Raw genomic sequence first — 18,902 nt, 5'->3', positions numbered from 1 at the left:
TAGGCGCCGCCAGCAGGCGCGGGCCGCAGCGGCCAGACCCGGGGCGCCGATGGATTCTACGCCGTGCATGGCGCTTGCCGAAGCCCGCGCCCGGGCGCAGAATTTCGCGCATGAAAACAGACGTGATTGTCCTGGGCGCCGGCATCATCGGCGTCAGCGCGGCGCTGCATCTGCAGGCCCGCGGCCGTTCGGTGACGCTGCTGGATCGGCGCGGCCCGGGCGAAGAAACCAGCTATGGCAATGCGGGCCTGATCGAACGCGCCAGCGTCATTCCCTATGCCTTTCCACGCGACTGGCGCAGCTTGCTGCGCTATGCCGGAAACCAGACGCCGGACGTCAGCTACCACCCGCGTTTCCTGCCGCGCATCGCGCCCTGGCTGCTGCGCTATTGGTGGCATTCGGCGCCGTCGCGGCTGGCGCGCGCGGCGGCCGCGATGCTGCCGCTGATCGAACGCAGCGTGGCCGAGCACGACGCGCTCAAGGATGCCGCGGGCATCGGCGGCCTGTTCCGCCGCAATGGCTGGATCGACGGCATGCGCACCCAGCAAAGCCTGGACCGCGCCGCGGCCGAAGCCGCCGCGCTGGCGCCGTATGGCCTGGACTACCAGGTGCTGGACCGCGCGGGCCTGGCCGCGCTGGAACCGTCGCTGTCGCCGCGCATGGTTGGCGCCATTCACTGGCGCGATCCCGTCAACGTGTCGGACCCGGGCGCGGTGGCGCGCGGCTACGCCGCGCTGTTCAAGCAGCGCGGCGGCGTGCTGGCACGGGGGGACGCGCGCAGTCTCGAAGCCGTGTCCGGGGGCGGCTGGCGCGTGCGCGGCGTGACGGGGCAGGTCGAGGCCCGCGACGTGGTGGTGGCATTGGGGCCGTGGTCGCCCGACGTGCTGCGGCCGCTGGGCTATCGCATCCCCATGGCGGTCAAGCGTGGCTACCACCAGCATTTCGCGTTGGAAGACGGGGCAGCCCTGTCGCATCCCGTGGCCGACATCGACAGTGGTTTCGTGGTGTCGCCCATGACGCTGGGCCTGCGCCTGACCACGGGGGCTGAATTCGCGGCGCGCGACGCGCCGCCTTCGCCCATCCAGATCGCGCGCACGCGGGCGCTGGCGGCGCAGTTGCTGCCGTTGGGCGAGGCGGTGGAGAAGACTCCCTGGATGGGCTGTCGGCCGTGCATGCCCGACATGCGGCCGGTGATCGGGCCGGCCCCGCGCCATCCCGGGCTATGGCTGGCGTTCGGCCATGCGCATCACGGCTTCACGTTGGGGCCGGTGACCGGCAAGCTGCTGGCCAGCCTGGTCACCGGGCAGGAACCGGACATGGACCCTGCGCCTTATGCCTTGAACCGTTAGCGGCAGGACGGCGGGCGGGGTAGCGGTGCACGACGCCGCCCGCCGTCGTTCCGGCAGCGGCGTCGTCCCGCAGCGCGTGCGTATCAGGCGCCGAGCTTCTCGCGGCGCTGGCGCACGGCCAGGGCCAGCATGTCCAGCACGGGCAGCGTCTGGCTCCAGCCCAGGCAGGCGTCCGTGATGGACACGCCGTGGCGCAGCGGCTGGCCGGGTTTGAGGTCCTGGCGGCCTTCTTCGAGGTGGCTTTCGATCATCACGCCGGTGATGCGGGTGTCGCCCTGGGCGAGCTGGGCGGCGATGTCGCGGGCCACGTCGACCTGGCGCAGGTGCGACTTGTTGGAGTTGGCGTGCGAGCAGTCGATCATGACCTGTTCGCGTTGGCCGGCGGCGCGCAGCACGGCGCAACAGGCGTCGACGCTGGCGGCATCGTAGTTGGGGCCTTGCTTGCCGCCGCGCAGGATCACGTGGGTGTCTTCGTTGCCGCGGGTTTCGAAGATGGCGGCCATGCCCATCTTGGTCATGCCCATGAAGGCGTGCCTGGCGCTGGCGGCCACGATGGCGTCGGCCGCGATCTGCACGCCGCCGTCGGTGCCGTTCTTGAAGCCCAGCGGGCAGCTCAGGCCGGAACTCAGCTGGCGGTGGCTGGGGCTTTCGGTGGTGCGTGCACCGATGGCGCCCCAGGCGATCAGGTCGGCGATGTACTGCGGGCTGAGCAGGTCCAGGAATTCGGTGGCGATGGGCAGGCCCAGTTCGCTGATGTCCAGCAGCAGCTCGCGGGCGCGGCGCAGGCCTTCGTTGATGCGGAAGCTGCCATCCAGGCGCGGGTCGTTGATGTAGCCCTTCCAGCCGACGGTGGTGCGCGGCTTCTCGAAGTACACGCGCATGACGATCAGGAGGTCGTCCTGATACTGGTCGGCGGCGGCGCGCAGTTGGCGGGCGTATTCCATGGCCTGGCCATGGTCGTGGATGGAGCAGGGGCCCACCACCAGCACCAGGCGGTCGTCGCGGGCGTGCAGCACGTCGGCGATGCGGGCGCGGCTTTGCTCGACCAGCGTCTGGATGGCAGCCGAGACCGGCAGCTCGTCCTGCAGCAGGGCGGGCGAAATCAGGGGGCGCACCGCGCTGATGCGGGTGTCGTCCGTACGGGTGTTGTCCTGGGTGGAGTCGGCCGTGCCGACCTCGCGGTCGTGCAGGGGGTCGTCGATGCGGGGGGTCAAGGGAAGCTCCGTGCCATAGATGCGGGGAAAGACCATCATTATCGCACCGGCTGGCATCGGGCCGTGCAAGCGGCTTCGTCCGTCTGGGTGACGGACCCCTTTGCCGCCCCAGGCTAATTAATAGTGACTAACCCGTCCTATCTGGCGGCGCAGTCGCGGAAGATGCCTTAGCATTGTCGGAACGCCTTCCAGCAAGCGGCTGGAAACGCCCGCCCAACCGCTTCCCCCTCTAGGACCCGCGCGATGCCCAAAACCGACGCCGGCGCGACCCGGCGGATTCTCCTGGTGGAAGACCACCCCGTGGAACGGGCCTATCTGCAGAACATGCTGCTGGCGCTGGGCTACCGGCGGGTGGCCGGGGTGGGCAGCAGCACCGAAGCCGTCAGCGCGCTGGCGCGCCAGGCCTACGACGTGGTGCTCAGCGACATCGTCATGGGCGAGGGCGACGGCACCTTGCTGCCCAACGAACTGCGCCGGCTGGTCGACGGCGGCCGCCTCAAGGTCATGCCGCCCATCATCTGGATCAGCAGCCTGACCGACGAACTGCTGCAATCGCATGTTCGGCTGGCGCTGCAAGCCGGTTGCCCGTCGTCGCAGGCGCTGTCCAAGCCGGTCTCGCGCACCGCCATGCAGCATGCCATCAAGGGCGCGCTGCACAGCATCGACCACGATCCGGCCTCGCCGCGCCAGGCGGCGGTGCGGCGCGATGTGCTCGAAGCCGAACTGGGGCAGGCGCTGGCCTCGGGCGTCGGCATGAGCGTCGTCTTGCAGCCGCAGGTCGACCTGACCACGGGCCGGGCGGTCGCGGCCGAAGCGCTGTCGCGCTGGCATCACCCCACGCTGGGCGCCATTTCGCCGGCCGATTTCGTGCCGGCCGCCCATCGGCTGGGGCTGGACCAACTGCTGTTCAACCGGGTGACCGACCGCGTGATCGAGGTGCTGGCCGCCATGCATGCCGAGCACATTGCGGTGCCCATTGCCATCAATGCCTCGGCCTCCACCTTGTGCGCCCCTGACTTGCCGGCCATGCTGGAGCAGCGCGTGGGCCAGGCCGGCCTGCCGGCGCGGCTGGTGAAAGTGGAACTGACCGAAGACGAGCCCGTCACCGACTGGCTGACGCTGTCGTCCGCCTTGAACCTGCTGCGGGTCCGGGGGTTTGAACTGGCCATGGACGATTTCGGCGCGGGCATTGCGTCGATGCGGCTCTTTTCCGCCATGCCGTTCACCGAGCTGAAGATCGACCGCGACTTTATCGTGCACATGCACCGCGAACCGGCCTCGCGCGCGGTGGTGGCCGCCGCCATCGAAATGGGCCGTGCGCTGGGCCGCCGGGTGGTGGCCGAAGGCGTCGAACAGGAACGCGACCTGCAACTGCTGCGCGAGCTGGGCTGCACGTTCGCGCAGGGCTACGGCATATCGATGCCGCTGGCGCCGGCCGATTTCATTGAATTCTGCCGCCAGCACTGAGGGCGGTGAATGTCGGAAAAAAAGCCACGGCGCCCGTGGCTTTTATCAAGGCTGAGGCCGGGGCGCGGCCGTCAGAGTCCGGCGACGTCGATGTTGCCCGGGTAGTCGACCGAGAACTTCAGCGTCGTGTCGCGCGACTTGCCCGGTTCCAGTTCCCAGTTCCAGGCCAGCACGCCGTCGTCTTCGCGCTTGATGTCGCGGTCGGCCGGCGACAGCAGCTTGACCTCGATCTTCTCGTTGCGCGAGACCGGCAGGCGGTCCTTGAAGGTGACCTGTTCCTTGGTGGCCTTGTTGTTCTTGACGGTGATCTTGTATTCGTAGGTCACGCGCTTGCCGTTGCCCGAAAAGCCCGTGCTTTCGGTAAAGCGGTTGACCAATTGGCGCTTGATGGAAATGCCGTCGTCGGCGCCCATCGCCAGTTCCACTTTTTCGCCGGGCATCACGGCTTTCATGGCGGATGCCGCTACGAAGGCATCATCCAGGAACGTATTGAGCGTGCCCGCCAGGAACGGGAATTCCGTGTTGTTGCTGGCCTCGGCCGTCAGGTAGGCGGTTTCGCGCAGCGCCGGGGTCGACTGGTATTGCAGCGTCGCGGGCAGCTTGGCGGTCGTGATGGCGACGCGCTGCACGCTGTTGTCGGACGGCAGCGTGGCGGGCGTGCGGATCTGGAACGACGCGCTGGTGGCGGCGGACTGCACCTCGGCGGTCGAGACCTTGGCCGCTTCCGGCTCGGGCGCTTCGAGGGAGTAGGCGGCTTCGTCCTGCACCGACTTGGGCGCGGGCCGGGCGCGCTCGCTGCGCATCAACGGCGCCGCGGCGGCCACCGGCGCGGGCATCGGCGGGGGCGGGGCGGCCACATCGATGATCCACGGGATCAGCTTGGGCGCGCCGCCGCCCAGCGACGGGCGGGCGGTGGACAGGGTCAGCTTGACGTTGTTCCAGTCTTCGCCGGTGTTCTGGCGAATGACGCCGAAATAGCCCAGGTCGACGCTGCGGTCGGCCGGGCGCAAGCGGGCATCGTAGGCGGGCGTCCAGCGGGCGCCGGCCACGGCATACGACACGTTCAGGTCCAGCTTGCCGGCGCGGGCCAGGGTCACGCGCAGCGTCACGGTCTTGGTGCGGCGGTTGAGCTGGCCTTGCAGCTGGCCCAGTTCGCCTTGCGCGGCCGTCAGTTGGCGGTCCAGGTCTTCGCGCTGTTCGGCCACGCGGCGCAGGCCGGCCAAGGTGCGGTTGAGCGTGTCGGCGCTGAGCGCCTGGATGGCCTTCAAGTCTTCCAGCGTGGGGCGCGGGCCGTCCTTGGCGGGTTCGGTGGCGCCGCGTTGCATCATGGCGACCAGTTCGCGCTGGTTGTCCAGCACGGCGGCTTCGTCGTCCAGCGCGGCCTGCTGGCCCTGGAGCTTGCGGACCTGTTCTTCCAGCTGCTTGACGCGTTCGTTGGCGGTGTCGACCTGATAGGCGTCGCGCACCTTCACATCCAGCAGCGTGGCCTGGCCGGTGCTCTTGGCCGACACTTGCAACGAGTTGTCCTGCAGGGTGGCGGGCAGCTTTTCCAGCACCAGTTCGTGCTCGCCCGCGGGCAGCTCGCTGCTGGCGCTGCGGGTGACGACCGCGCGGTCCTGGTAGACCGTGACCGCGCCGATGGAAGAGGCCAGGCCGGCGGCAGCGGCAAAGCCGGGAAGCGTGGCGAAGGCAAGGGCCAGGAGAGTACGTTGCACGAGAACACCTTTAGGCAGGTTGAGCGGGTCCGGCGGGTATTGCTGCCGGGCCGGCGCCGCGGTAGCGCGCAATGTACAGGGAGCCGCGCACATCGGGTTTACAGAAGGTGACAAAAGCGACAGGGCTATACCGCCCTGATTTTCGCCCTGATTTCCGTCCCAGTTTCAGGCCCCCGCAACCGGTTCGGGATGCGCCAGTTGGCGCAACATTTCGACGGCATTGCGCGCCGCGATGGAGCGGTCATGGCGCCGGTAGGCCATGTCCAGCAATGCGTGCGGCGCGTCGCCCTTGATGGGCCGATACTCGATGCCCTGCGCGCCCATGTGGCGCATGGCGGCGGGCACGATCGAGATGCCCACGCCGGCCGCCACCAGGCTGACGATGGAGGCCATCTGCGGCGCTTCCTGGATGACGCGCGGCGCAAAGCCCGCCCGCAGGCAGGCGTTCTGGATGGCGTCGTACAGCCCGGCGCCGATGGGGCGCGGGTACAGCACGAAATCTTCGTCCGCCAGCGCCGCGATGGGCACGCTGCGCTTGCGGCTGAGCGCGTGGTCGGGGGGCAGGGCGATCAGCATGGGCTCGTCCAGCACGCGTTCGGATTCGAATTCCGCGTCCAGTACGTAGGGCGGGCGCACGAAGGCCACGTCCACCGCGCTTTCGCGCAGGCCGCGCAGCAGGCTCTGGGTATTGCTTTCGGTGAGCGTGATGCGCACGTCCGGATAGCGGTCGCGGTAGGCGCGGATGGCTTGCGGCAGGTAGGGGTGGAACACGGCCGACGCGGTAAAGCCCACGGTGATCGCGCCGCGTTCGCCGCGGCCCAGGCGGCGCGCGGTGTCGATGGCGCGATCGGCGCTGGCCAGGATGGCGCGCGCGTCTTCCAGGAAATGGGCGCCGGCCTCGGTGAGTTCCACGCCGCGCGGCAGGCGCAGGAACAGCGGCGTGCCGATTTCCCGTTCGAGCTGCTGGATCTGCTGGCTGAGCGGGGGTTGGCCGATGCCTAGCCGGGCGGCGGCGCGGGTGAAGTGCAGCTCTTCGGCGACCACCGTGAAATAGCGCAGGTGTCTCAGTTCCATTGTTTTAAAATATAGCGAGTGCCGGTTTCATATATTGGACATATGCAGGGGAAAAGTCTACCTTGAATGCACGGGCGGTTGCCCGGCGTTTTTCGAGAATTCCGATGTCCACCCCTACAGCAGTACCCGCGGCCAGTGATGCCGGCCAGACGCAGGCCAGCGCCCAGGGGGATGCCTGCGCCGCGACGGCGCCCGCACCCACCGACTATCTGGCGCGCGGCACACCCGCGTTGCGCCGCGCCCAATGGGCCCTGTTCGCGGCCGGCTTCTCCACTTTTTCGCTGTTGTATTGCGTGCAGCCGCTGATGCCGCTGTTCACCCATTCATTCGACGTGTCGCCCGCGCAGAGCAGCCTGGTGCTGTCGCTGTGCACGGGTCTTCTGGCGGTGGCGATCTTCCTGGTGGGCCTGTTTTCGCAGGCGCTGCCGCGCAAGCGCATCATGGCGCTGTCGCTGTTCGCCTCGGCCGTGCTGGGCACGGTGGCGGCGGTGGCGCCCGACTGGCACAGCCTGCTGGCGCTGCGCGCGTTGCAGGGCGTGGCGATGGGCGGGGTGCCGGCGGTGGCCATGGCCTACCTGGCCGAAGAGGTCGAACCGGACACCCTGGGGTTTGTCATGGGCCTGTATATCAGCGGCAGCGCGTTCGGCGGCCTGTCGGGCCGGGTGATCACCGGCCTGGTGTCCGACCATTTCGGCTGGCGCGCGGCCATGGGCACGCTGGGCCTGCTGGGCATCGTGGCCGCCGTGCTGTTCGTGTGGTTGCTGCCGGCCTCGCGCCGCTTCACGCCGCAGCGGGCGCGCGGCTGGGCCGGGGTGGTCGGCGACGTGCGCACGGGCATCGGCGCGCACCTGAAGAACGGCCCGCTGTGCGGCCTGTTCGCCATGGGCGGGCTGCTGATGGGCGCGTTCGTCACCGTCTACAACTACGTCGGCTTCCGCCTGCTGGCACCGCCGTTTTCCCTCAGCCAGACCTTCATCGGCTTCATCTTCGTGGTGTACCTGGTAGGCATTTTCGCGTCCACGTTCTTCGGCCGCCTGGCCGACCGGCACGGGCGCGGCGCCATGCTGGCGGCCGGCACCGGCCTGGCGCTGGCCGGCTTGCTGCTGACCTTGTCGGACGCCTTGCCCGTGCTGATCGCCGGCATCGTGGTGTTCACTTTCGGCTTCTTTGCCGCGCACGCGGTGGCCAGCGGCTGGGTCGGCCAGATGTCGCGCGGCTACAAGGCGTTGGCGGCATCGCTGTACCTGCTGGTGTACTACGTGGGTTCGAGCGTGCTGGGGTCGCTGGGCGGCCAGTTCTGGACCGGCGGCGGCTGGCCCGGCGTGGCCGCCATGGCGGGCAGCCTGCTGGCCGGCGCGCTGTGCATCAGCGCCGCGTTGTACTGGCGGTCGACGCGGGCCGCCCCGGCGCCCGTGGTCGGGCGCGGGGCATAAGCCAGGCGCCGCGGTCAGGCCAGCGTGCGGCTGGGCACTTCGGCCGCCAGCGTCGCGTCCATGCCCTGGCTCAGTGCGGCCAGCAGCAGGTGCGGCTCCAGGTTCAGCTGGGCCAGCAACACGCTGCATTTGGCCAGGCGGGTCAGGTCTTCGTGTTTCAGGCCCACGAGCCATTGACAGGCCTTGGCCGAAATCTGCAGGCCCGCCAGCGCCTGCAGGTTGCCGGTACGGGCCAACCGCTGCAAGAGCAGCAGATACATCAGATTGGTTTCGTGGATGTCGCGCAGAAGTTCGGCGGATCTCGGCATCGGGTGCCCCTTCCTTACTTCGTTGAATCCGCGGTCCGGCGGTTGCACGGACCAGGAACAAGCAAGGCGCGAGGCGTCCTCAGCATGGGCGTCTAGTCAAGCGGTGAAAAGCTTGCGGCCGGTATGGTTTGTCGATCATATTTAAGCGATCAAATGCCGTCAGTAATGGATTTCCCTGTGCCCGCGGCGGGCATATCGATATAAATTAAAAAAGACTTATTCTCATTTATAATGCCGGGCAAGTCGGACGGCGCTGGCATGCGCCCGCCGTGTTGTTTCCTACCGAACCGAGGCCCGTGATGACGTTAGCTTTCCAGGCGCCCAATTCCTTGCAGCGTGAACACGCGGCCCTGCTTGCCGCCTACGGCCAGGCCCAGGCGCGCTGCAGCCGCCTGCTCAGCGCGCAGGCCCAGCGCATCCAGCACCTGGAAGCCGAGGCCATGCGCCTGCGCGCCGCCGTGATCCAGCGCGACACCGCGCTGGAATGGGCGCGCCAGGACCGCGCCGCGCTGGAAGGCGCGATTCCCGGCCTGCCCAGGCGCGTCGCGCTGGCGCGCCGGGTGACGCAATTGATGGAGCGGGTGCAGAGCCTGATGCGCGAACGCCTGGCCTGGCAGGACCGTGCGGCGCAGGCGCGGCTGCGCCCGCTGGACACGGCCTTTGAACCGGCCGCCCGGCCCGCCGTGATTGCCGCGGCGACGCTGCGCGAAAAATCCGTGCTGTGCGTGGGCGAAGACGCGATGGCCCTGATGCTGACGCGCAAGGTCGTCGAAATGGCCGGCGGCCGCTACCTGGGCCATTGTGGCGGCGAGGGCGCCGATGGCGACACGCTGGAAGCCAGCCTGGTGGCCGCGGACCTGGTCATCTGCCAGACGGGCTGCGTCAGCCACGGCGCCTACTGGCGCGTGAAAGACCACTGCACCCGCACCGGCAAGCAATGCGTGCTGGTGGACAAGCCCGAGGCCTTGACGGCGCTGGGGCTGGCGCGGGAAAGCGTCGAGTCGACCCGCTGACCGGCGGCCATCCGCACAATCGCCGATCCCCCGAACCGCTGGCCTGCTGATCCGCGCGATTGCCTCGCGCTGTTGCCTCGAGTTACCTAGCGTTTCCGCTGCCGGGCCGCGCTCGCAATACGCTCGGGAGAGCCCGAGGGAGAACCCATGCTGACCCAGCGAGACCGCGTAGCGCACCCGTGGACCGACACGCTTGCGCGCCTGGAAGACGAACGGATCATGCTCCAGCGCATTGTCGCGGGCGTGCCTTTGCCCGAGGTGCTGGCGCATGTGCTGCACGCGATCGAGGCGCAGTCCAGCGTCGAGTTGCGCGCCTCGATTGCCCTGATCGACGAAACCGGCCGCCTGCTGCTGCACGGCGCCGCGCCCAGCTTGCCGGCGGCCTTCAACGCCGCAGTCGACCGCGCGTTGATCGGGCCTGACGCGGCCTCGTGGGGGCAGGCCGCCTACACCGGCAGCCCGGTGTATGCCGAAGACATCGCCAGCCATCCCGCCTGGGAAACCTGGCGCGAGCAGGCCTTGGCGCACGGGTTGCGGGCCTGCTGGTCCACGCCGATCAAATCGCCCGATGGCCGCCTGCTGGGCGTGTTCTCCAACTATTACGGCATGCCGCGCTCGCCGTCGGCGCACGATATCGACGCGATCGCGGTGGTCACGCGCAGCGCCGCGCTGGCCATCGAACGCCACCTGACCGAACTGGCGCTGCGGCGCAGCAGCGAACGCTGGCGAGCGATGTTCGAGGGCATGCAAGAGGCCTTTTTCCTGAGCGAGGCGCTGCGCGATACAGAGGGCCACATCGTCGATTTCCGCTTCATCGAAGTCAATCCGGCTTTCGAGCGCCAGAGCGGCATGAAAGAAGGCGACACCCTGGGCCACACGCTGCGCGAAATGATCCCCGGCGTGCCGGGCCGCATCATGGACGCGTTCGCGCAGGTGGTCGAATCCGGCGAGCCCGCGCAGTTTGAATTCGCCGTGCCGGGTCCGCGCCCGGCCTGGTACGAGGCGCGCGCCCGCAAAGAGGGCGCTGACCGCATGATGGCGCTGTTCCTGGATGTCACCGCCCGCAAGACGGCCGAAGCCGAACTCTGGGAAGGGCAGCACCGCAAGAATTTCCTGATGGCGCTGGGCGACCGCCTGCGCGAACTGCCACAGCAACAGGCCATCGAACACACCGCCTGCGAAAGCCTGGGGCAGCACCTGGCGCTGGGCATGGCGGCGGTGCTGGACTGGGCAGGCGAGGGCGCCGAACCGGTGGTGTCGACCTGCTGGCGCTGCCATCCGGGCCGCGACGATGGCCGCGGCGTGCCGGGGCCGGACCTGTATACCGATGCGTTCTACGACGCGCTGCGCAACGGCCGCACGACCTATCTCGAGCCGCTGCTGGCGCAGGCCGACGGCGAGGTCCTGCCATCGGCCATCGTGGTGCCGACCGGCCGCTGGGGCCGCCAGGGCGGCGCGCTGGTGGTGCGGCCGGCGGCCGACAGCCGCTTCAAGCGCGGCGACGTGGCCTGTATCGAGGAAGTGGCCGAACGCATGTGCGGCGCGGTGGAACGGTCCCAATACGCCCGCATGCTCGAGCAGCGGGTCGAGCATGCCATCGCCGAGCGCGACCGCATCTGGCGCCTGTCGCCCGAGCTCTTGGCGGTGATCGACGGCCAGGGCCGCTACGTCAGCGTCAACCCGGCCGTGCGGCCGATCCTTGGGTGGACGCCCGAGCAGTTCCTGGCCATGGGACTGCGCCAGCTGATCCATCCGGACGATTACGATGCCACGCGCACCGCGTGGGCGCAGGCGCGCAGCGCCGACGCGCCGCAAGGCGTGCGCCACCTGGAAAACCGGGTGCTCAAGCGCGATGGCGGCTACGCCTGGATCACCTGGAGCATGTCGTGGGCGCAAGACAGCCTGTACATGACGGGCCGCGACGACACGGATTTGAAATCGCAGGCCGAAACCTTGCTGGAAACCGAGAGCGCATTGCGTCAATCCCAGAAAATGGAGGCGGTGGGTCGGCTGACCGGCGGCATCGCGCATGACTTCAACAACATGCTGCAAGGCATCACGGGCGCGCTGTACCTGATCCAGCGCAAGCTGGCGGCCGGCACGCCCGAGCAGGCCGTGCGCTTCATCAATGTGGCCATGGAATCGGCCAATCGCGCCGCCCACCTGACGCAGCGGCTGTTGACGTTTTCGCGCCGCCAGCCGATCGATCCGCAGGCCTTCTGCGTGGCCTCGACGCTGCAATCGATGGCCGACCTGTTCCATCGCTATACCGGCGAAGGCGTGTCGCTGGCGTTCGACCTGGAGCCGGGCTTGTGGCCGGTGCGCTGCGACCGCAACCAGTTCGAGAACGCGCTGCTGAACCTGGTGATCAACGCGTGCGACGCCATGCCGGACGGCGGCGTGCTGACGGTGGCCGCGCTGAACACGCGGCTGGACCGGGCCTTTCTGCGGCCCTATGGCGGCGTGCAGGCGGGCGCCTTCGTCGAAGTGTGCGTGACCGACATCGGCTGCGGCATGACGCCGGATGTGCTGGCGCATGCGTTCGATCCCTTCTTCACCACCAAGCCGCTGGGCGAAGGCACCGGGCTGGGCCTGTCGATGATCTACGGCTTTGCCAAACAGGCCGGCGGCGTGGTGACCCTGGACAGCAAGGCAGGCGTGGGCACCTCGGTCAGGATCTTCCTGCCGCGCCACGAAGGCGCGCTGGCCGATGCCGCGGCGCCCGGCCCCGAAGCCAGCCCGCCTGGCGAGCGCACCCGCCAGGCCGTGGTCGTGCTGGTGGAAGACGATGCCAATGTGCGCGAGATGGTGCGCGAAAGCCTGGCCGAGCTGGGCATGCGGGTGATCACGGCCAACGATGGCGACGCGGGGCTGGAGCGCGTGCGCGCCACCCCGGATATCGATCTGCTGGTGACCGATGTCGGCTTGCCCGGCCTGAACGGACGCCAATTGGCCGACGCGGCGCGCGCCACGCATCCCGACCTGAAGGTGCTGCTGATGACGGGCTATGCCGAAAGCGCGGCGCGCGGCTCGGGCTTTCTGGACAGCGGCATGGAACTGATCGTCAAGCCGTTTGCGCTGGACGTGCTGGCGGCGCGGGTGCAGCGCATGCTGGATCCGATCACGGTAGAGGCGCCCCGGGCAACGCCGACGCCGGGGTGACCGGGTTTCAAGTACCGGTAAAAATTGCCTGCCCGGGCGCAGGCGCCAGGGCGACGGGCCGGTGGGCATGGCGATTGCTGTAAGGACAGGGCAACTTAACAAGGAGCCTGTCCATGAAAATCCGTGCCTTGACCCATGCCATCGTAGTGGCCGCTTTCACCGGTGCCGCCAGCCTGGGGGCTGCCGGCGCCGCCCTGGCGCAATCGGCTTCGCCCACGGCCCCGTCCACCACGCCGAACGACGGCACCGCGGTGCAGCCGAACCGGCCCGTGCCGCCGGGGCAGGCTGCGCCTGCGCCCAATGCCGCGCCCAACACCATGACCACGCCGCCCAACCTCGACAAGAACGCGGCGCCTTCGTCCGACAAGCGCAGCGGCGAAATGCCCACCCGCCATCGCGAGGCCAACGACAACGTGCCGCGCACGCCGGCAGCCGGCGCGACGCCGCCGCCCGGATACCCCAACTCTGGCGGTAGCAAATAGGCGGTCGGGCCTCGCCACAGAGAACAATGCCCACCCGTGAGGGTGGGCATTTTCATTGGCGGCCCGAAATTAATTCAATGCTGTCGACGCAATTCGGCGGGGGGCAGGCGTAGCTGGCCGCGGTACTTGGACACCGTGCGGCGGGCCAGCACGATGCCGTTGCTGGCAAGCTGCTGGGTCAGGGCGACGTCGGACAGCGGCATGGCCGGGTCTTCGGCGTCGATCAGTTCCTTGATCAGCGCGCGCACGGCGGCGGCCGAACAGGTGCCGCCGGAGTCGGTGGCCAGCTCGCGCGAGAAGAAGTGGCGGAATTCGAAGACGCCGCGCGGTGTCACCATGTACTTGCTGACCGTCGCACGGGATACGGTGGATTCGTGCATGTCCAGGTCGTCGGCCACTTCCTTGAGCATCAGCGGGCGCAGCGCCACCTCGCCATATTCGAAGAAGGTCTGCTGGCGCTTGACGATGGCCTCGGCTACGCGCTGGATGGTGGTGTAGCGCTGCTCCACATTGCGCACCAACCAGCGGGCCTCCTGTAGTTCCTGCGCCATGGGACTGCGGTCGTCCAGCCGCGCGCGGCGGAACAGGTCGGCGTAGACGCGGTGCAGGCGGGCCTGCGGCATCGCGCTGCGATTGGGCACCACGCGCCAGCGCGAATGCCATTTGTCCACGAACACGTCGGGCACCACATACACCGGCGCCTGCATGTCGTAGCGGCGGCCGGGCTTGGGGTCCAGCCCGCGAATCAGCGCGCAAGCGTCGCGCAGGGCGTCTTCGGTGCAGTTCAGCGCACGGCGCAGGCCCGCGGCATCGTTCTTGGCCAGGCGTTCGATCTGTTCGGCCACGATGCGCAGCGCCAGCGCGCGCTCCGGCGCACTGGCGCCGGGCGCGGCGGCCAGTTGCAGCGACAGGCATTCCTGCAGGTCGCGCGCGCCCAGGCCGGGCGCATCCAGTTGCTGCACCAGGCGCAACGCGGCCAGCCATTCGCCTTCGTCGGGCGGCGGCGTGAAATCCGGGCTCAAGGCGCTGCACAGGTTGGCCAGCGGGGTGCGCAGGTAGCCGTCTTCGTCCAGCGCGTCGATGATGAATTCGGCCAGCAGGCGGCCGCGCGGCTCCAGCCGATAGTTGCCCAGGTCCGCCGACAGTTTTTCACGCATCGACACCGGGGCGCTGGCCCATTGGCCCAGGTCGTGGTCTTCACCGTCTGAACGCGTTGGCGTCGGATAGTCGCCGGAGTATTCCGGGGTGGCCGGAGCGTCGGCGGCGGCGTCGTTGTCGCGGTCCGGCGGGTCGCCCGCGACAGGGGTGTCGGCGGGCGGCTCGGACGCCAGGGCGCCGCGGTCGGGCGGCGTGGGCGTCGGGTCCGCCACTTGCTCATCGGCTTCCTCAAGGAAGGGATTGGTGGCCATCGCGAGTTCGACCGCGGTCGTGAATTCCAGCGCCGACATCTGCAGCAGCTTGACCGACTGCTGCAGGCGGGGCGCCAGCGTCATCTGCTGGCGCAGGCGCAATTCTTGCATCGGATGTCCCACGCTTGCCTCCCGGAAAAACGGGTGCCGCCAGACGGCGGCTCATCCTTGTACACATGCAAGAACCATGCCTGCTTGCCCTGCGGGTGAAAGCGCCGGGCGAGGGCGGCGGGCGCCCGTCCAGGGTTACAAAACGGCGGTAAGAATTTCGCGGGGTACGTCCCCGAGGGCGGTGGGTTTGGCGCGGCCTAGGCGGCCGCCGGCCCGCCCTGTTCTTTTTCGTAGACGTCCAGCCGGTTGTAGAGCGTCTTCAGGCTGACGCCCAGGGTCTCGGCCGCCAGCCGCTTGTCGCCGCCGTGGTGGGCCAGAGTGGCCAGGATGAAGTCACGCTGCGCATTGCCCAGGGCGGTGCCTACCGGCACATTCAGGGCGCCGTCCTTGAACTCGGCGCGCTGCGCCGCGCGCGGCCGGGGCAGCGCGATGTCCAGCACATCGTCGGACAGGATGTAGGCGCGTTGCACGGCGTTGCGCAGTTCGCGCACGTTGCCGGGCCAGTCGTGCTGCGCAATCGCATCCAGCATCGCTTTGGAAAAGCGCTTGTGGGTGGCGTGCTGGCGGTTCAGCGCATCCAGGAAGCGTTGCGCCAGGATCAGGGAGTCGCCCGTGCGTTCGCGCAGGGGCGGTACGCGCAGTGGAATCACCAGCAGCCGGTGCAGGAAGTCCTGTCGCAGCCGCCCGTCGGCCACCGAGGCGGCGGGGTCGCGGTTGCTGGCGCAGATGATGCGCACGTTGGCGCGCAGCAGGTCGGCGCCGCCCACGCGCTGGTAGGTGCCGGCTTCGAGCACCCGCAGGAAATGCACCTGCATGTCGGGCGGCATTTCGGTCACTTCGTCCAGGAACAGCGTGCCGCCGCTGGCGTATTCGAAGTAGCCGGCGTTCTGCGCCACGGCGCCGGTGAAGCTGCCTTTTTCGTGGCCGAACAGTTCGGCGTGCGCCAGCGAGCCGCTGATGGCCCCGCAGTTGATGGCCACGAAAGGCCGGTCGCGCCGTGCGCTGGTCTCGTGGATGGCGCGGGCCACCACCTCTTTGCCGGCGCCGCTTTCGCCGACGATGAACACGCTGGCATCGGTGCCGGCGGCCAGGCGCAATTGCGTGGCCAGCTTTTGCATGACGGGGGACAGTCCGGAAACGTCCAGGGGGTTGATGTCGGCAGTCGCGGCGTCCTTGCGGTCGCCGACGGAACGATCAGGCATGCGGGTATCCTCGGCCCCACGGAGCGTGGGTGACAGGCCGATGGTAGAGGGGCGGGCGGCGGCGGTTGCGACCAGTTGAAAGCAATCGAAAACTTTAGTGGATCGTATCGAATATTTACGTCCGGCCGGCACAGAGTGGCTATGCTCGAAGTTGGCCGGAAAAAGGGCCCGGGCGCCGCTCGGGCTGCCGCGCCTCGGAGCCGTCATGCCTCACCTGCTGATCGTCGAAGACGACGACGCTATCCGTGAAACCTTGGCCGAGATCGGCCGCGACAGCGGCTTCACGGTGGCGCTGGCCGCCAGCGTGAAGGACGCGCTGATCCAGCTCGAACGCCAGGCGCCCGACCTGGTGCTGACCGACGTGCGCCTGCCCGGCGGCAGCGGCATGGACATCTTCAAGAACGTGGCCGTGGCCAGCGCCGAAGTGGTGGTGATGACCGGCCACGGCACCGTCGACAACGCCGTCCAGGCGCTGCGCCTGGGCGCGACCGACTACCTGACCAAGCCCATCTGCATGGATCGCCTGAACGAGATCCTGACGCGGGTCGTGGCCAATGCCGGCGGCGAACGTCCGGGCACGCCGTTCGAAGAGCCGGGCCGTTTCGGCAAGATGTACGGCGCGTCGCCCCCCATGCGCGAGCTCTATCGCCAGGTCGGGCGCGTGGCGCCCACCGATGTCACGGTATTGCTGATCGGCGAAAGCGGCACGGGCAAGGAACTGGCGGCGCACGCCATCCACGAGCTCAGCAAGCGGCGCCAGCGGCCGTTCATCGCGGTCAATTGCGGGGCGATTTCGCCGCACCTGATCGAAAGCGAAATGTTCGGTCACGAACGCGGCAGCTTTACCGGGGCCGACCGCCAGCACAAAGGCTACTTCGAACGCGCCGACGGCGGCACGCTGTTCCTGGACGAAGTGACCGAAATGCCGCTGGACCTGCAGGTCAAGCTGCTGCGGGTGCTGGAAACCGGCCAGTTCATGCGGGTGGGCACCAACCGCGAGATCGGCTGCGACATCCGCATCATCGCGGCCACCAACCGCAACCCCGAACAGGCCGTGCAGGAAGGCAAGCTGCGCGAAGACCTGTATTACCGCCTGAGCGTGTTTCCGCTGGAACTGCCGCCGCTGCGCGAGCGCGGCGACGACATCGCCTTTCTGGCCGATCGCTTCCTGCAGGCGCAGAACCAGGACACCGGCAGCCACAAGGCCTTTTCTGCGCGCGCCAAGGCCGCCCTGGCGCAGTACGAATGGCCGGGCAATGTGCGTGAGCTGAAGAATTTCGTGCGCCGCGCCTTCATCATGGCCGAAAGCGACGAACTGGACGTCGACCTGCTGGCGCCGCAAGTGTCGCCCGGCGGCGACCTGGCCGCGGGCGGGCAGGTCACGGTGCCCGTGGGCGAGACCCTGGCCGAAGCCGACCGCCGCTTGATCCTGGCCACGCTGGAACGCTGCAAGGGCGTCAAGAAGCAGGCCGCGGCGGTGTTGGGCATCAGTCCCAAGACGCTCTACAACCGGCTTGAAGAATACGCGGCGGCGGGCTACTCGCTGCCGGGCGAGCCGCCGCCGTCGTCCTCTTCCTCGGCATCGCGTTGATGCGCGACCCAGCCGCCGCTACACAGGGCGAAGGCGGGCGCGCTGCGCGCGCTTACTTGCCGTAGCGGGTCTTCAGGTCCGCCATGCAGGCGTCCTTGGCGTTGCCCGACATGGCATCGCACTTTTCCTTGCCGACCTTGTAGTCCGCCTCGTTGCGCGTCTTGGCCGCATCATGATTGGCTTCGGCCTTCTCCTTGCCGGCCTTGGCGTCGGCGCGGGCCTTGTCGCGCGTGGCTTCGGCCTGCTTCTGGCAGACGTCCTTCTGGTTGCCCTTCATGGCGTCGCACTGCTTCTTGTCCATCTTGTATTGGTTGTCGATCTGCTCGCTGCTGCGCACTTGCGTGGTTTGCGCCGCCACCGGCAGCGCCAGGGCTGACAGGCACAGGGCCGCGGCGGGAATGAGCGTGAGGGACAGGCGGGTCTTGGACAGATTCATGGATCACTCCTTTGGATGAGGACGGCCGGATGGTTGGTCGTTCCACGCCTATCCCTGAGCAAGCGCCGTGCCTGCAATGATGGGCACGGCGCTTGCGCCGATGGCGTGGGCGCCCACGGTATCGCGTTGGGCGCAACGCAAGGAGAGCAGTCATGACCAGGTCAGATGCAGGTAGCAAGGCAGGCGCCGGCACGCCGGAGGGCGGCAAGGCGAACCGGCCGCGGGATGAATCCGACGCCGCCCGCCGCAGCGGCCAGTTCGGGTCGGACAAACCGGGTGCGGACAAGGCATCGGCGCCCGAGCGCGGCGCGGACAAGACTCCTCACCCCGATGGGCCGGAATATGAGGAAGGTGGGCAGTATCCCGGCACGCGTAAGCCAGGAGGGCGTTCGTGACGGCCCGGCGCAAGACATCGATGACGTAAGGCATCGATGACGAAAGATGCCCGACGCCACACGGCGCGTCAGTCGTTTTCCGCACCCAGTCGAAACAACAGCACGACGCAGTGCAGGGCCGCCAGGCCGACAAGTCCGTAGGCGACGCGCGCGGCCGTCGCCGACGGCAATACGCGCGCGAACACGTCCAGGTTGACGGCGGCAATCAGGCCGCAATTGACGCCGCCGGCAACCAGCGCGATCAGGGCAATCCAGTCCAGCGGCCCCAACGTCCGTCGGCCTGTCGGCTCGCGCAACGCGGTGTCGCCCTGAGCGGTGGTCACGTCGTCCTCGTCATAGGCGTACATGTTTCGTTCCTTTGGCCGCCGCAGGTAAATTCTGCGCGGCGTGGCGTTTATTGCGTCGTTGCCGAGGTGACGTACGCTGCGGCAGGGGACCCGGCCGTAGCGGTTTCCCGCAGGCTTACGTCTGGTCACTTGCAGACACGCTCAGCAAGCGCCGTGCCGCGGCTGCGCGCGGGCATGGCAGTTGCTGCCTTTTC

At 68.5% G+C, this 18,902-nt stretch carries 16 protein-coding genes; 8 read left to right on the top strand and 8 right to left on the bottom strand.

What is annotated here, in order from left to right; genetic code table 11:
- Window positions 1-110: 110 nt before the first annotated feature.
- On the top strand, window positions 111-1,349 hold the full coding sequence (locus U858_RS0129950; protein WP_025140795.1) for an FAD-binding oxidoreductase: 1,239 nt from the start codon (window positions 111-113) through the stop codon (window positions 1,347-1,349).
- An 83-nt stretch (window positions 1,350-1,432) separates the two neighbouring features.
- Here U858_RS0129950 and U858_RS0129945 read toward each other — a convergent pair whose 3' ends face one another.
- Complete coding sequence (locus U858_RS0129945) at window positions 1,433-2,599, bottom strand: 3-deoxy-7-phosphoheptulonate synthase (protein ID WP_051593717.1); 1,167 nt, start codon at window positions 2,597-2,599, stop codon at window positions 1,433-1,435.
- 207 nt (window positions 2,600-2,806) lie between these two features.
- On the opposite strand from U858_RS0129945, the gene U858_RS0129940 reads away from it, so the two are divergent.
- A complete protein-coding gene (locus U858_RS0129940) occupies window positions 2,807-4,030 on the top strand; it encodes an EAL domain-containing protein (protein WP_025140793.1) in 1,224 nt (407 codons plus the stop codon).
- A gap of 71 nt (window positions 4,031-4,101) precedes the next feature.
- Here U858_RS0129940 and U858_RS0129935 read toward each other — a convergent pair whose 3' ends face one another.
- Both U858_RS0129935 and U858_RS0129930 read right to left on the bottom strand, forming a co-directional pair.
- Window positions 4,102-5,745, bottom strand: coding sequence for a mucoidy inhibitor MuiA family protein (locus tag U858_RS0129935; protein ID WP_025140792.1), 1,644 nt, complete (start codon window positions 5,743-5,745; stop codon window positions 4,102-4,104).
- Between the two features lie 165 nt (window positions 5,746-5,910).
- Complete coding sequence (locus tag U858_RS0129930; protein ID WP_025140791.1) at window positions 5,911-6,819, bottom strand: LysR family transcriptional regulator; 909 nt, start codon at window positions 6,817-6,819, stop codon at window positions 5,911-5,913.
- A gap of 104 nt (window positions 6,820-6,923) precedes the next feature.
- On the opposite strand from U858_RS0129930, the gene U858_RS0129925 reads away from it, so the two are divergent.
- Complete coding sequence (locus U858_RS0129925) at window positions 6,924-8,252, top strand: MFS transporter (RefSeq protein WP_081821771.1); 1,329 nt, start codon at window positions 6,924-6,926, stop codon at window positions 8,250-8,252.
- Window positions 8,253-8,266: 14 nt separating this feature from the next.
- On the opposite strand, the gene U858_RS0129920 is transcribed toward U858_RS0129925, so the two are convergent.
- Window positions 8,267-8,560, bottom strand: coding sequence for a flagellar transcriptional regulator FlhD (locus U858_RS0129920; RefSeq protein WP_025140789.1), 294 nt, complete (start codon window positions 8,558-8,560; stop codon window positions 8,267-8,269).
- Between the two features lie 299 nt (window positions 8,561-8,859).
- On the opposite strand from U858_RS0129920, the gene U858_RS0129915 reads away from it, so the two are divergent.
- The 3 genes from U858_RS0129915 to U858_RS0129905 all read left to right on the top strand — a co-directional run bounded on the left by U858_RS0129915 (window position 8,860) and on the right by U858_RS0129905 (window position 13,217).
- Window positions 8,860-9,573 (top strand): DUF2325 domain-containing protein, encoded by a 714-nt coding sequence (locus tag U858_RS0129915; protein WP_025140788.1) that lies wholly within the window; start codon window positions 8,860-8,862, stop codon window positions 9,571-9,573.
- 147 nt (window positions 9,574-9,720) lie between these two features.
- Window positions 9,721-12,735, top strand: coding sequence for a PAS domain-containing protein (locus tag U858_RS0129910; protein ID WP_025140787.1), 3,015 nt, complete (start codon window positions 9,721-9,723; stop codon window positions 12,733-12,735).
- A 113-nt stretch (window positions 12,736-12,848) separates the two neighbouring features.
- A complete protein-coding gene (locus U858_RS0129905; RefSeq protein WP_025140786.1) occupies window positions 12,849-13,217 on the top strand; it encodes a hypothetical protein in 369 nt (122 codons plus the stop codon).
- 74 nt (window positions 13,218-13,291) lie between these two features.
- Here the strand turns inward: U858_RS0129905 and U858_RS0129900 are convergent, their stop codons facing one another.
- Both U858_RS0129900 and U858_RS0129895 read right to left on the bottom strand, forming a co-directional pair.
- Window positions 13,292-14,737, bottom strand: coding sequence for an RNA polymerase factor sigma-54 (locus U858_RS0129900; protein ID WP_029954522.1), 1,446 nt, complete (start codon window positions 14,735-14,737; stop codon window positions 13,292-13,294).
- A 197-nt stretch (window positions 14,738-14,934) separates the two neighbouring features.
- Window positions 14,935-15,939: a sigma-54-dependent Fis family transcriptional regulator gene (locus U858_RS0129895; protein WP_255358829.1), complete on the bottom strand. Its 1,005-nt coding sequence runs from the start codon at window positions 15,937-15,939 to the stop codon at window positions 14,935-14,937.
- Window positions 15,940-16,144: 205 nt separating this feature from the next.
- Here U858_RS0129895 and U858_RS0129890 point away from each other — a divergent pair, with 205 nt between their 5' ends.
- Complete coding sequence (locus tag U858_RS0129890) at window positions 16,145-17,530, top strand: sigma-54 dependent transcriptional regulator (protein ID WP_025140783.1); 1,386 nt, start codon at window positions 16,145-16,147, stop codon at window positions 17,528-17,530.
- A gap of 52 nt (window positions 17,531-17,582) precedes the next feature.
- On the opposite strand, the gene U858_RS0129885 is transcribed toward U858_RS0129890, so the two are convergent.
- On the bottom strand, window positions 17,583-17,966 hold the full coding sequence (locus U858_RS0129885) for a hypothetical protein (RefSeq protein ID WP_025140782.1): 384 nt from the start codon (window positions 17,964-17,966) through the stop codon (window positions 17,583-17,585).
- A 152-nt stretch (window positions 17,967-18,118) separates the two neighbouring features.
- On the opposite strand from U858_RS0129885, the gene U858_RS35220 reads away from it, so the two are divergent.
- Window positions 18,119-18,361: a hypothetical protein gene (locus U858_RS35220; protein WP_081821770.1), complete on the top strand. Its 243-nt coding sequence runs from the start codon at window positions 18,119-18,121 to the stop codon at window positions 18,359-18,361.
- A 68-nt stretch (window positions 18,362-18,429) separates the two neighbouring features.
- On the opposite strand, the gene U858_RS0129880 is transcribed toward U858_RS35220, so the two are convergent.
- Window positions 18,430-18,708: a DUF378 domain-containing protein gene (locus U858_RS0129880; protein WP_025140781.1), complete on the bottom strand. Its 279-nt coding sequence runs from the start codon at window positions 18,706-18,708 to the stop codon at window positions 18,430-18,432.
- Window positions 18,709-18,902 lie beyond the last annotated feature (194 nt).

It is taken from the genome of Achromobacter sp. DH1f, from assembly GCF_000633435.1.
In the GTDB taxonomy this organism is placed as follows: Bacteria; Pseudomonadota; Gammaproteobacteria; order Burkholderiales; family Burkholderiaceae_B; genus Achromobacter; species Achromobacter deleyi.
This window is presented reverse-complemented; position numbering and strand designations above follow the sequence as displayed.